The following is a 13,081-nucleotide window of genomic DNA, read 5'->3' on the forward strand; positions in this document are numbered from 1 at the left end:
GTGCACCCGGTTATTGTTATACCGCCGTAAAAGCGAAAGAAAGAAAACGCTTGGGGTTTCAGCGCTTTATTCTCTGCATTCTAGGCCAGTGTAAACAGCTTGACTACCTGGCACCCGTGGAGGGGGTGACAGAATCTGAGTGGTTAGGGAAAAACGGGGCCAATTGGCCCCGTCCAGTTACCTGAAGCGTTTATTCAACAGGATTTACGCATTCCGCGCGGGATGGCTCATGCTTGCAGCGAATTTTGCGCAGCAGGCTCATCATGTCCTTGTTGTAGGTGCCCTCCTTGGTGAGGGCGATACGGGCATCACGCATCATTTCGTCGTAACGCAGTTTGTCTGCCTCAGGTATGCGCACCCACCACTTCTTGTTGACTTCGTTGTTGGCGTTCTCAATCACACGCATGGCGCGGTCAAACTGACCGAGCATGTATTTGCGCGATTGTGCTGCGAAGTCTGCGGGGAACTTGTCTTTTTTCAGAATCACTTGAGCCGTCAGCTGACCAAGTACGTAATCGATGATGCCGCCGTCAGGCTGCATGCCTTTATACAATTCCAGAGCAGAATAAGCTGCAATGGGGGCAAAACAGATATCCACGGAGCCGTTGTTGAAGCGACCGGAGAAGTTTGTGATGTCGGACATCACGGGGGACATGCCCACGCGGGACGCCATATTGGCCTGTGCCGTATCGTACTCAAGTACCGCGATGGATTTGCCGGACAGTTCGCCGACGGTATCGATGGTGCGGTCTTTTACGAACAGATAAGCCGCGCCCATTGGCGCAACGCCGCCCACTTCATAGGGCCCGGAAACCAGTTTTTCATTGATGGAGGGGTTGCCGCTGGCGAGTACGGTGATCACGGTGCGCATGGCGTCGTAGCTGGGGATCGCGCCAATGGAATCCATGCTGCCGGTGTAGCTGTTGAACTGACGGCCACGGATGCCGGTAAGGACGGCGGCATCACACTGCCCGGCCTTCAGGTCTTCGGAGGCAATTTTTTCATCGGTGTAGGGCTTGAGCTCAAGATCGATGCCCCAGCCCAGGGCGGCGGTCTTGTAGTCCTTCATGATGTTATAGATATCGCCGTTGGCGCCGATAATGTCGAATACGCACATAGTGCGTTTCTCGGCGGCTTGGGCGGTGGGGGTAAGCGTCAATGCCAGAGCGGCAGTGGCGGCTGCAGTCAACGCTTTAACGTAGCGCATAATTGTCTCCTGGTTACTTCTTACAACTTATTCAAAAGCGGCCCGAAGGCCGCAACAGGCTTATAGCAAATCGTCAATATTTACGGCGGGGCCGGATTGGGCTTTGTCATCCCAGAATGTGCCGATGCCACCAATGGGGGTACGCTTGCCGGTGTTTTCAGTCCATTCACGGTCTGAAATGCCCTGCACGATGAAGCCGGCAATGGCGTCCAGCATGGCGTAGTCCGGGTCCAGATTCTGGTCGTTTGCCGCGTAATCACGGATAGCTTTGCGCAGGCGTTCGTCATTACCTTTGCTGAAAGCGCTCATGGCATACAGGGCGCTGCCCAGGCGGATACCGCTGTCGAAGCCGGCCTTGGCAGAGGTTTCCAGCTCAGCCCACGCATCCGCGTTTGGTGGAGCCAGCATCGGCAGCAGGTTCCAGACCGCCGCACGGGTGCCACGTGGTACGCCCCACCATTTGTCGTTATCGAGACACTTCATGTTGCGCTCGACCTTGGCGGCGATATCGCGGGGTACGCCGACTGCACCGTCGGAAGCGCCGTCGTTAAGCAGGGATTGCACGCCGGAAATATTACCGACCATCCATACCATTTCATCGAAGTCGGTTTTCAGTTTCGGACACTCGCCTTCCTTGACCTCACCGAAGGCTTCAACCGTGTAGTTGTATGCCTTGAACTGGCGTTGTGCCGCCACGGCTGACCAGCGTTTCTGCTCGATACGTGCATCCTGGGCTTCGCTGACACGCCCGTCTTTCACAGAGCGCATGTAGCGCAGCTCTGCCTCAAGGGCGATTTGTTCCGCACAGGTGGCTGCAACGGTGAAGACCATGGTGCCGAGTTTGCTGGGATCAGACCCGACTCGCTCGAAGGACATCAGCAGGGGGGTTTGTGCCTCACCGGTGACGCAGGCCATGCGTACGTCGTCGTAGGTCATCATGTAGGGCAGCATTTCGGATCGACCGAAGCTGATGAGAACGTCACCGGTAGTCTTGTAGATGACGCCACAGCCTTGCAGAGCCAGGATGGCGCCCCCTACCAAGACCAGACCGGAATGTCGTAGCATTTTTTTCATGGAAAGAGAACCCATTCGTAAGCTCCTTGTTATTGTTCTCTATTAGCGCGGTCAAAGGTACGAAAGTCAGCCAATTGGCACAAGCGGCAATTACAAAAAAGCCTGCAAGCAATTACAAACAATAAATTTGCTATATCATGGTTTCTGTTCGATAACCTATGGAATCCACAGGGAAAATACGACTTTATCATGAGCGATCACAGTGGCGTTAAAGACATGCGGGCCTGGCTTGCGGGCGAACGGAGTGGCCTTTCACTGGCGTTGAATACCGCCCGGGGTGGGCTGCGAATTCTCGAAACACTGGGTGTGGTCGGTCGTCAGGGGCTGGGCTGGGCATTGGGCGATCGCCCGCCAGTACCGGCTTTGCTGCGTACTACCTTTGAATCTCTGGGCACGACCTACATCAAGCTGGGGCAGTTTATCGCCAGTTCACCGTCGATTTTCCCGGAGGAGTATGTCGAGGAATTCCAGCGGTGTCTGGACCGGACTCCACCCCTACCTTTTCATTACATCCGGGAAACCATCGAGTCCGAGCTGGGGGACAGCCTGGAGACGCTTTATCAATTTGTAGACCCCAAACCATTGGCCAGTGCGTCAATTGCTCAAGTTCATGCGGCTAAACTAAAGAATGGTCAGGATGTGGTGATCAAGGTTCAGCGCCCGGGAGTGAAGAATGTTTTACTCACGGATTTCAATTTTTTGTACTTCGCCGCCAGAATCACCGAACGGTTGGCTCCGGGATTGTCCCGTTCCGCCATTTCGGGGGTGATTGAAGAGCTGCAGGCGGGGATGCTGGAAGAGTGTGACTTCATCAAGGAGGCGGGTAATCTCAAGGCGTTTAACGTCTTCTTGCGTGATACCGGCAATTCCCAGGCCATCGCGCCAGAGCCCGTAATGTCCCATACCACTGGTAAAGTCCTGACAATGGAGCGCTTCTTTGGGGTGCCTCTGACGGACATGAATGTGCTGAAAAAGTATACCGATGACCCGGCGGGCACTCTGATTTCTGCGCTTAACACCTGGTTCTCGAGCCTGATGCTGTGCGACTTCTTCCATGCGGATGTGCATGCTGGCAATTTGATGTTATTGGAGGATGGTCGGGTAGGGTTCATCGATTTTGGTATCGTCGGGCGGATTCGGCGCGAAGCCTGGGACGGCATGGCAACCTTCTTTGATGCTATTGGCCGAGGCGATGTCCGGCAGATGGCGGAAGCCATGGCAGTGATTGGCATGACCCGTGAGGAGGTGGATGTGGCGGCGCTGGCCCGGGACATTGAGGGGCTGCAAGGCTCGCTGGGTCAGGTGGACCCGTCTTCACTGGTGCAGGCGGATCGCAATGACAAGGAAGTGAATCGGTTATTAATGGATATCGTGAAGATTGGTGAAAGCCACGGCATTCGTTTCCCGCGGGAATTTGCCCTGTTGCTCAAGCAGTTCCTGTATTTCGACCGCTATGTGCAGGTGCTGGCACCAGAAATGGATATGTTCAGTGATAACCGCGTAGACATGTTTGGTGCCATTGATGAAATGCCGGGTGGCTTTCTGCACTAATAGCATCAAGCTACGACCTATGAGCCACAAAAAAAACCGTACCTGCGAAGGTACGGTTTTTTGTTTGGGCCTTGATGCGAGTGACGAGTAACGAGTTTCGAAACTCGTAGCTGTCATTCCACCGGATTGCTGCATTCCGCCCGGCTGGCGTCCAGCTTACAGCGGATCTTGCGTTGCAGGGTCAGCATGGTGGCGTCGTAGTAGTCTTTGTTGCGTAGTTGCAGGCGGGCTTCCTGCATCATGATTTCATATTCCTTTTTGTCTTCCTGCGGAATCTGGATCATCCAGTGTTCCGGTACTTTTTCCGCTTCGATTTCCAGGCGTTCCATGATCAGGTGGTAACTGTTGTAGAACTCTTCGCGTACCAGTTGTGCCACTTCGTTGGGGAATTTGTCCTTGCGGCCGATTAGCTGCATGGTGATTTGCGCCAGCGGGTAATCAATGATGCCGCCGTCCGGCTCCATGCCTTTGTAGAGTTCCAGGACTTCGTAGGCAACCAGAGGGGCGGCCAGAACATCCACCACGCCGTTGTTGAATTTATTGGGTGCAGACACGATGTCTGACGCTACCGGTGTTGCCCCGATTTGCGAGACCATTTCAGCTTGTGTGGGGTCGTAATCAAGCACAGCCACACGCTTTCCTGCTGCATTGGCAAGAGTGTTGATGCTTCTGTCGTTCACGAAGACATAAGCGCCACCCGCTGGAGCCAGGCCCAAAATCACATATTCACCGCTCACCATTTTGTCGGCGCTCTTTGGGCTGGCCAGGACTTGCAGCAAAATCTTCATGTGCTCCTTGGTAGGGAGCGCGCCGATAGCATCAATGGTACCGGTGTATTTGTTGAACTGACGGCCCCGCAATCCGGTAATAAGCGCAGCATCACAAATGCCGGCCTTGAGATCTTCGGCAACCACGCTTTCGCTGGTGTAGGGCTGCACATCCAGGTCAACACCATATTGCAGCAGGCGCGTACGCTGGTCTTCGGCAGCCTTGAAAATTGGCCCGGCACGGCCAGCAATATCCCAAATACAAATGCGCCGTTTGAGTGGTTCTCCCTGGCTGAAGCCCGCGGCTTTCTGCATGGCCTTGATGCGATCATCCAGGCTGCGGTTCTGGTCGAAGGCAATGGCACGTAATTTTTCTGCCAGCGCGGGGGTGAGTTCCACGCCGGGTGCAAAGCGCTCCAGTTCGGCCTGTTGGGCGGGGGTCAGATCAAGGGTGTCATCGGCGTTGAGAGCCGTGCTGCCGATCAGCAGGGAAAAAAGGATGAAGTGACGAAGAAATCGCACGATAGCCTCCGTGGCTATTATTGTTTGTTGTTGGCATTCAGCGTTGGCCGGTTACGGCATGACTGTTTCGGCATTGTGGGCAGGTAATGGTCGGCGCGTCGCTGGCTTGCCAGCCGGTACCGGTGGCGGTGCCGCCAATCGGGCGGCTCGGCCGGTACGGAGAGCGGGGGGCGAGTGGCGTGAACAAAAAGCGGGTTATTATTTATTCGGTGGACTGACTGCATTCAGGACGGCCGGCATCCAGGTTGCAACGGATACGTTTCATGATGCTCAGCATGGTAGGGTCATAATAGCCGCTATCCCGCAGTTTTATGCGCGCGTCGCGCATCATGCTGTTGTAATCCCGTTTTTCGTCATCAGGAAGAGGGATCCACCAGTGGGAAGGAATGCGTTTGGCTTCTCTTTCCAGGGCGACTTGTACGGATTGAAAGCTGTCCGCGGCGATTTCGCGAATCAGTGCGGAAAACGCTGGCGGAAAACGATCGGAGTGGGCAATAAGCTGTGCGGTGAGTTGCACGATGGGATAGTCAACGATGCCGCCAGCCGGTTCCATGCCTTTGTAGAGTTCCAGGGCCTGGTAGGCGATCAGCGGAGCGGGTAAAACATCGACGCTGCCGTTGTTGAACTGACTGGGCGCGGTGGCCAGGGTGCTGGCCACGGGCGTGGCGCCGATATGCGTTACCATCTTTGACTGGCCGGGGTCGAAGTCCAGTACGGCCACTTTTTTTCCGGCAACCTTGCCTAGAGAGTTCAGGGCGCGGTCGTTCACGAACAGGTAGGCGGCGCCCGCAGGGGTGATGGCCAGCGTCTGGTATTTATTGCTGACCATTTTATCAGCCAGCTGCGGGTGCGCCAGGGTGCGTAGTAGCAGGTTTACATGTTCCAGGGTGGGCAGGGCGCCCAGTGCATCGATGCTTCCTGTGAAGCGGTTGAATTGGCGAGCACGGAAACCACTCATCAGGGCGGCATCGCAATGGCCGTTTTTCAGCGAGGCGACCAGCACGCCTTCGTTGGTGAACGCTTCCAGGCTGATATCAATATTGTAGCGCAGCAAATCCACGCGCAGATTGGTGGCGCCGCTGTAGACGGGGCCGGATCGGCCGGAAAGGTCCCACAGGCAGATGTGCCGTTTGAGTTTTTCCCCTTCTGCCAGCCCCATGGACTGCCGTGCCTGCTTCAACTGCTGTTGTTGCTTGTCGGTAAGCGTCAGTGCTGAAGCATTGGCTGCAGCAACAAGAAGCACTGCCGTACATAGATATCGAAACGTCCCCATGACCGATCCTTTGTCATTTGATGAAACGCTTATAGCACGTTGCTGTTCGGCGAAGTTTTACCGCCTGTATGACAATTGTACGAAGCGCCCGGGAGGGCGCTTCGTTGCAGGCGTTGCGACTTGCCGGAGGGGGTTACTGGGTGATGCTGCACTCAGAGCGGGCCGGGTTGAACTTGCAGCGAATTTTTCGCTGCAATGTCAGCATGTCGCCGCTGTAATATCCCTGGCCGCGAAGCGCGTCACGGGCGTCCTGCATCATCACTTCGTATTCCTGTTTGTCTTTTTCCGGGATGTTAATCATCCAGCGGTCAGGTACCCGTTTGGTTTCCTGTTCAATACGGCTCATTACCATGGGGTAGGCTTCAAACGAGGCTTCACGAATCAGTTGCGCTACTTCATTGGGGAACTTGTCCAGCCTGCCGATTAGCTGCATGGACAGTTGCGTTAGTGGGTAATCGACAATGCCGCCATCCGGGCTCATGCCTTTGTACAGTTCCAGAATTTCGTAGGCAACGAGGGGGGCCGGGAGGATATCAATCTGGCCATTGTTGAATTTGTTCGGAGCGGAAACAATGTCGGTGGTGACCGGGGTGGCACCGATGGCGGCCACCATTTCTGCCTGGGTCTGGTCGTAATCGAGCACGGCCACACGGTGGCCGGCGGCCTTGGCCAGCGAGCTGATGCTGCGGTCGTTAACAAAAATGTGGGCCGCGCCGGCTGGGTAAATGCCCATTACCACGTAATCGCCTTGCACCATGTGTCCGGCTTGTTTCGGATGAGAGAGCACCTGCAACAGGGTTTGCATATGCTGGTTGTCAGGTACGGCACCAATGGCGTCCACGCTGCCGCTGTAAAGATTGAACTGACGTGCCCGCAAGCCGCTCATTAATGCCGCATCACAGCGACCAGCCTTGAATTCTTCCACCATCACCGTTTCGTTGGTGTAGGGCACCATATCCAGGTTGATGCCGTACTCCACTGCCAGCGCCCTCTGCTCCATGGCGGCATTGAAGACGGGGCCATTACGCCCGCCAATATCCCAGATACAGATAGTGCGCTTCAGGGTACTGCCAGCGGGCATCTGATCAAGGCCAACCATCTGGCTGATGGCCTTGAGTCGGCTGCGCACAGGCATGTCGCGGGTATAAAAGACGTCTTCGAGTTTCTCCAGGGTGCTGTCGCTCAGGGTCACGCCAGGTAGCAATGCCTTGAGTTGAGTTTTCTGGGCGTCCGTCAATGTGGCCGCGCTGAGTGAGGAGCACAGCAGGCTGACGAGAAAGAAAAGTGTGGTGGTGGTGCGCATGGTGGTCTCCCTGACGCGGCATTCTTGTTATGAGCGTTACAATTAGCATGCTGTTGCCGGATAGGGGAGGGCTTTTGCGCAGAGGGTGACCGCGTTACGGCAAGCAGCGGCGAAGGGGTCAATGGTGGGCGATTTGAAAGCTCAAAGTTGAAACGGGGGCAGAGCCGGGGGCATTTCAGTCCAGTGCCCGCGCTGCATTTGGCCTCAGGCACTGGACCGGACAGGGGCGCTCCAAACCTGATCGCGCCTTTTCAACTTTTCACTTTCAACTCATGGTTTTTACTTAGGCTGTGCGTCGATGGACGCCCCGTTGACGTCGCGGCTGTCTGGCCCCAGCAAAAACAGATAGGGCGCCATGATGTCAGCCGGGGTTTTCAGTGTCTGCGGGTCTTCGCCTGGATAGGCAAGGGCACGCATATCTGTGCGGGTGCCGCCGGGGTTGAGAGTGTTGACGCGAATATTGCTGGTGTTTTCCAGTTCTTCCGCCAGCACCTGGGCCAGGTTTTCGGTGGCCGCTTTGGAAACCGCATAGGCGCCCCAGAATGCACGGCCCTTGCGGCCCACACTGGAGGACGTGAACAGCAAGCGGGCATCGTCGCTGGCGCGCAGCAGAGGCAGCATGGCCTGGGTCAGGTAGAAAGCGCTGTTCACATTGGTCTGCATGACAGACTCCCAGGTGCCGGCACCATAGCGGTCCATGGGGGTGATATCACCGAGCATGGAGGCGTTGTGGAGAATGCCGTCCAGGCGGCCGAATTCCTTGTCGAACAGGCCGGCCAGTTCCTGGAAATCTTCCGGGCGGGCGACCGTCAGGTTGACCGGCGCCAGGGCGGGTTCCGGCCCGCCAGCGGCTTTGATTTCATCGTAAACCGCTTCCAGTTTTTCCTGGGTGCGCCCCAGCAGGATCACCGTGGCGCCATGGGCCGCCAGTGTGAGTGCGGCGGTGCGGCCGATGCCGGCGCCGGCGCCAGTGACAAGAATAATGCGGTCTTTGAACGTGTCTTGAGCGCATTGGTAGTTGAGGGCGAGTTGCTGGATGTCGGTCATGGTGGTTCCTGTGTTTCTTGTGCTGCAGGCGTGATGCCTGACGCCGTATGCGTTTAATCGTAGGGCGGAAATCCGCGCGAGTCACATGTGTGGCACATAAGCCTGGCCGTTGTGACGCTGGCTGATGGCGGGGGCGAATAATTGGCCCACTTCCGCCCTACGGTTAGTGTGTGGTTTTCTCGTAGAGTTTCTGCAAAAGCGGCAGCAGGTCGCTGCCTTGTTCCAGATAATAATCGGCCTGCCAGCAACGGGGATCGTCGTCCGCGTCGATATAGCCGAAGGCGGCCACGGCGGTTTCCATTCCCGCGTTCTGGCCGGCCTGAATATCCCTCAGGTGATCGCCCACATACAAGCAGTTGGCCGGGTTGACGTTGTCATCGTGGGCCGCGATCAGCAGGCCTTCCGGATCCGGTTTGCGCTGTTTGACGTGGTCCGGACAGATGACGGGTCCCACCCGTTGGTGGAGGTTGAGCCCTTCCAGGACCGGGCCGGTAAAGCGGGCAGGTTTGTTGGTGACGATGCCCCAGGGCAGCTGTTGGGCGTCGAGCCAGGCGAGCACCTCGGCCAGGCCGGCAAACAGCACGGTATCCACGGCCAGGTGCCGTTCGTAGGCATTGAGCAGTTCGTCCAGCAAGGGCGCGAAACTGGCATCGTCCGGCCCGACACCAAAACCCAGCTCGGTGAGTGCGCGAGCGCCATTGGAGACGTTGGCGCGCACGGCAGAGTAAGTCACTTCCGGGCGGCCGTGTTTTTTCAACAAGGTGTTCAGCACCGTATAAAAATCCGGAGCGGTATCGATCAGGGTGCCGTCGAGATCGAAGTAAACGGCTTCAAGGCGTTCCATCATTGGCTTGACGCCTGATGCTTGACGCCAGACGGCGAGGTGGATTCGTCAGGCGTCTGGCGTTCGGCGTTTGGCGTTTTTACCGCGTGCATCAGATAGTTCACGGATACATCCCGGTTCAGCTTGTACACCTGCGTTAGCGGGTTGTAGACCATGCCGGCAGTGTCTTTGACTTCCAGCCCGGCATCGCGGGCCCAGCCGGCCAGCTCGGATGGCTTGATCAGTTTGGCGTATTCGTGGGTGCCACGGGGCAGCAGGCGCAGCACATATTCCGCCCCGACAATGGCAAACATGAACGCCTTGGGGTTGCGGTTGATGGTGCTGAAGAACACCTGCCCGCCAGGTTTGACCAGGGCCGCGCAAGCGCGGATGACCGAGGATGGGTCTGGCACGTGTTCCAGCATTTCCAGACAGGTCACCACGTCATATTGACCGGCGCGCTGTTCGGCGATCTGTTCTGCCGGGGTTTGCAGGTATTCCACCGCCACGCCGGCCTGTTCCGCATGAATGCGTGCCACAGCCAGTGGCGCTTCGCCCATGTCGATGCCGGTCACGTCAGCACCACGGCGGGCCATGCCTTCGGAAAGCAGGCCGCCGCCGCAACCGATGTCGATGACTTTCTTGCCCGGCAGGCTGACGCGCTCGTCGATATAGTTCAGGCGCAGGGGGTTGATGTCATGCAGCGGGCGGAACTGGGAATTCGGGTCCCACCACTGCTCGGCCAGGGCATTGAACTTGGCGATTTCACCCGCGTCTACGTTCTGTTTGGAGGAGTGAGTCTGGGCTTGTTGTTCAGTCACGGTCGGCTCCGGCAATTTTTTCCTGCCACTGCTGGGCATTGTTGAGAATCAGGGCTTCATTGAGGGTGGTCAGCTTGCGGTCGTCCATCAGGCAGCGGCCTCCCACCCAGGTATGGGTGATCTGGTCGCGGGTGGCGGCATAAATCAACTGGGCCACCGGGTCATAGACCGGTTGGGTTTCCAGTCGGTTCAGATCCACGGCCACCATGTCGGCCTGCTTGCCAATTTCCAGGGAACCGATATCGTCGTCACGGCCCAGTGCCTTGGCGCCATTCAGGGTGGCCATTCTCAGTGTTTCCATGGCGGGCAGGGCATCGGCCTGCAGACTCACGCCCTTGGTCAGAAACGCGGCGGTGCGGGCCTCACCGAGCATATCCAGATCGTTGTTACTGGCGGCGCCGTCGGTGCCCAGTGCCACGTTGATGTTGGCCTTGCGCAGTTTTTCCACGGGGGCAAAGCCGCTGGCCAGCTTCAGGTTGGATTCCGGGCAGTGCACCACGTGAGTGCCGGTCTGGGCGACCAGGGCGATTTCTTCATCGGTGAGCTGGGTCATGTGCACGGCCAGCAGGCGCGGAGACAACAGTCCCAGATTATGCAGGCGGGTGAGCGGGCGCTCGCCAGTGTTGCCCACGGCCATCTGGATTTCGCCGGCGGTTTCATGCACGTGCATCATCACGGGCACATCCAGTTCTTCGGCCAGGGTGATCACCTTTTGCAGCGGTGCATCGGACACGGTGTAGGGGGCGTGGGGGCCAAACCCGATCTGAATGCGTGGTTCATGCTGCCATTCGTCCATGGCGTCGGTGGCCAGGCGCAGGTAGTCCTCCGGGCCGGAGCCCATGGGGCTGGGGAAATCCAGCAAAGGACAGAACAGGCTGGCGCGCAGGCCGGCTTCCACGGTGGCGCGGGCTGCATGGGCGGGGAAGAAGTACATGTCGGCAAAGCAGGTGGTGCCGGAGCGGATCATTTCCGCCGCTGCCAGCCGGGTGCCGTCGTACACAAAGCTCTCGCTGATAAAGCGCCCTTCGGCGGGCCAGATATGCTTTTCCAGCCAGGTCATCAGGGGCAGGTCATCGGCGATGCCGCGTAGCAGGTTCATGGCGGCGTGGGTATGGGCATTGACCAGGCCGGGGATCAGCAGGTGATCACCCAGATGCTGTTGCTCGTCGCTGCGCCACTTTTCGTTGGCCAGGGCGCTGGGCAGCAAGTCGGCAATGCGGCCGTCCTTGACCACCAGGGCGTGGTTTTCCAGTACTGTGCCCTGCGGGTCGACGGGGGCGATCCAGCGGGCGTGGACGATCAGGTCGGCCTGATTGTCGCTCATGCATAACTCCTTGATGGAACAGGGGCCTGTGGCCCTGAATAGTGCGACGCAGTATAGCGTGTCAATGCAGATCTTGCCCTGACTGCGTGACGATAAAGGTCTCGCGGACCGGAGTCGAAAAGCCATCTTGTGAGGATCGACGCGGATATGGCGCCGATACCGTCCAGCTGTGCTATCATCCGGGGCTTTTCCGGGCTTTGTTAACCGGAATTCGCGACGGCAGTGGGGCCGGGCAGGGTGTCTGCCCCCTGAAATTCCACTGCCTATAAGAACAGACTGCACGGGCGGCCATGGGCATCCCGTGAAATCGGCCCTCAGACGGGCCGGCTTGGGGAAGCCGCAGGGGCTTTCCCAACACCTTGTGGATAGTAAGGATCGCTATGACGGATCTCGCCAGAGAAGTTACCCCGGTCAACATCGAAGACGAACTCAAGCAGTCATACCTGGATTACGCCATGAGCGTAATCGTCGGGCGGGCGTTGCCGGACGTGCGCGATGGCCTCAAGCCGGTGCACCGCCGTGTGCTGTTTGCCATGCACGAGTTGAACAACGACTGGAACAAGCCCTACAAGAAGTCCGCCCGTGTGGTCGGTGATGTGATTGGTAAATACCACCCCCACGGTGATTCCGCGGTGTATGACACTATCGTGCGGATGGCGCAGCCTTTTTCCCTGCGCTATATGCTGGTGGATGGCCAGGGTAACTTTGGTTCCATCGACGGTGACTCCGCCGCTGCCATGCGTTATACCGAAGTGCGCATGGCCAAGATTGCCCACGAGCTGCTGGCCGATCTGGACAAGGAAACCGTGGATTTCGTCGACAACTACGACGGCACGGAAAAAATTCCCGATGTGATGCCCACCCGGGTGCCCAACCTGCTGGTGAACGGCTCTTCCGGTATTGCCGTGGGCATGGCCACGAATATCCCGCCTCATAATCTGGGTGAAGTGGTGGATGGCTGTCTGGCGCTGATTGATGACGATAGCCTGACCCCGGACGACCTGATGGAATACATCAAGGGCCCGGATTTCCCCACCGCAGGCATCATCAATGGCCGCGCCGGTATCGTGCAGGCTTACCGCACTGGCCGTGGCCGGGTGTATATGCGTGCCCGCGCCGAGATCGAGGCCACCGACAAGAGCGGCAAAGAAGCCATCATCGTCACCGAGATTCCCTATCAAGTGAACAAGGCACGCTTGATCGAGAAGATCGCCGAGCTGGTGAAAGACAAGAAAATTGAAGGCATCACTGAACTGCGCGACGAGTCCGACAAGGAAGGTATGCGCATCGTGATCGAGCTGCGCCGTGGCGAGAATGCCGAGGTGGTGCTCAACAACCTCTACCAGCAGACCCAGATGGAATCGGTATT

The 13,081-nt window shown here is 57.6% G+C and carries 12 protein-coding genes; 3 read left to right on the forward strand and 9 right to left on the reverse strand.

All coding sequences use genetic code 11. The features are described from left to right. Positions 1-185 (forward strand): hypothetical protein (locus tag A3730_RS32495; protein ID WP_231883843.1); only part of this gene is annotated, 185 nt, incomplete at its 5' end. Between the two features lie 5 nt (positions 186-190). On the opposite strand, the gene A3730_RS04225 is transcribed toward A3730_RS32495, so the two are convergent. Beyond that, positions 191-1,207 carry a putative solute-binding protein gene (locus A3730_RS04225; protein WP_063520994.1) on the reverse strand — a complete coding sequence of 339 codons (1,017 nt, stop codon included), beginning with the start codon at positions 1,205-1,207 and terminating at the stop codon, positions 191-193. A gap of 60 nt (positions 1,208-1,267) precedes the next feature. Continuing rightward, on the reverse strand, positions 1,268-2,296 hold the full coding sequence (locus A3730_RS04230; RefSeq protein WP_082872249.1) for a hypothetical protein: 1,029 nt from the start codon (positions 2,294-2,296) through the stop codon (positions 1,268-1,270). 174 nt (positions 2,297-2,470) lie between these two features. Here A3730_RS04230 and A3730_RS04235 point away from each other — a divergent pair, with 174 nt between their 5' ends. Then, positions 2,471-3,832, forward strand: a complete 1,362-nt coding sequence (locus A3730_RS04235) for an AarF/ABC1/UbiB kinase family protein (protein WP_197477278.1) — start codon at positions 2,471-2,473, stop codon at positions 3,830-3,832. Between the two features lie 113 nt (positions 3,833-3,945). On the opposite strand, the gene A3730_RS04240 is transcribed toward A3730_RS04235, so the two are convergent. The 7 genes from A3730_RS04240 to A3730_RS04270 all read right to left on the reverse strand — a co-directional run bounded on the left by A3730_RS04240 (position 3,946) and on the right by A3730_RS04270 (position 11,712). After that, complete coding sequence (locus tag A3730_RS04240; protein ID WP_063518632.1) at positions 3,946-5,121, reverse strand: putative solute-binding protein; 1,176 nt, start codon at positions 5,119-5,121, stop codon at positions 3,946-3,948. Between the two features lie 202 nt (positions 5,122-5,323). Continuing rightward, complete coding sequence (locus A3730_RS04245; protein ID WP_063518633.1) at positions 5,324-6,394, reverse strand: putative solute-binding protein; 1,071 nt, start codon at positions 6,392-6,394, stop codon at positions 5,324-5,326. A gap of 133 nt (positions 6,395-6,527) precedes the next feature. Beyond that, positions 6,528-7,697 carry a putative solute-binding protein gene (locus A3730_RS04250; protein ID WP_063518634.1) on the reverse strand — a complete coding sequence of 390 codons (1,170 nt, stop codon included), beginning with the start codon at positions 7,695-7,697 and terminating at the stop codon, positions 6,528-6,530. Between the two features lie 279 nt (positions 7,698-7,976). Further along, positions 7,977-8,744: a YciK family oxidoreductase gene (locus A3730_RS04255; protein ID WP_063518635.1), complete on the reverse strand. Its 768-nt coding sequence runs from the start codon at positions 8,742-8,744 to the stop codon at positions 7,977-7,979. A 163-nt stretch (positions 8,745-8,907) separates the two neighbouring features. After that, positions 8,908-9,591, reverse strand: coding sequence for an HAD-IA family hydrolase (locus A3730_RS04260; protein WP_231880434.1), 684 nt, complete (start codon positions 9,589-9,591; stop codon positions 8,908-8,910). After that, entirely contained in the window at positions 9,588-10,388 is an 801-nt protein-coding gene (ubiG, locus tag A3730_RS04265) for a bifunctional 2-polyprenyl-6-hydroxyphenol methylase/3-demethylubiquinol 3-O-methyltransferase UbiG (RefSeq protein WP_063518636.1), read from the reverse strand. Before ubiG ends, A3730_RS04260 begins: the two co-directional genes overlap by 4 nt. Continuing rightward, a complete protein-coding gene (locus A3730_RS04270; protein WP_063518637.1) occupies positions 10,381-11,712 on the reverse strand; it encodes a TRZ/ATZ family hydrolase in 1,332 nt (443 codons plus the stop codon). Before A3730_RS04270 ends, ubiG begins: the two co-directional genes overlap by 8 nt. A gap of 380 nt (positions 11,713-12,092) precedes the next feature. On the opposite strand from A3730_RS04270, the gene A3730_RS04275 reads away from it, so the two are divergent. Continuing rightward, the coding region (locus tag A3730_RS04275) for a DNA gyrase subunit A (RefSeq protein ID WP_304439460.1) at positions 12,093-13,081 on the forward strand (989 nt) is incomplete at its 3' end.

This window comes from Alcanivorax sp. HI0044, from assembly GCF_001634945.1.

Excerpts from the sequence above, each read along its gene's own strand:
- A3730_RS04230 (WP_082872249.1), bottom strand. The coding sequence starts at position 2,296 with ATGGGTTCTCTTTCCATGAAAAAAATGCTACGACATTCCGGTCTGGTC.
- A3730_RS04225 (WP_063520994.1), bottom strand. The coding sequence starts at position 1,207 with ATGCGCTACGTTAAAGCGTTGACTGCAGCCGCCACTGCCGCTCTGGCA.
- A3730_RS04255 (WP_063518635.1), bottom strand. The coding sequence starts at position 8,744 with ATGACCGACATCCAGCAACTCGCCCTCAACTACCAATGCGCTCAAGAC.
- A3730_RS04270 (WP_063518637.1), bottom strand. The coding sequence starts at position 11,712 with ATGAGCGACAATCAGGCCGACCTGATCGTCCACGCCCGCTGGATCGCC.
- A3730_RS04250 (WP_063518634.1), bottom strand. The coding sequence starts at position 7,697 with ATGCGCACCACCACCACACTTTTCTTTCTCGTCAGCCTGCTGTGCTCC.
- A3730_RS04260 (WP_231880434.1), bottom strand. The coding sequence starts at position 9,591 with ATGATGGAACGCCTTGAAGCCGTTTACTTCGATCTCGACGGCACCCTG.
- A3730_RS04235 (WP_197477278.1), top strand. The coding sequence starts at position 2,471 with ATGAGCGATCACAGTGGCGTTAAAGACATGCGGGCCTGGCTTGCGGGC.
- A3730_RS04245 (WP_063518633.1), bottom strand. The coding sequence starts at position 6,394 with ATGGGGACGTTTCGATATCTATGTACGGCAGTGCTTCTTGTTGCTGCA.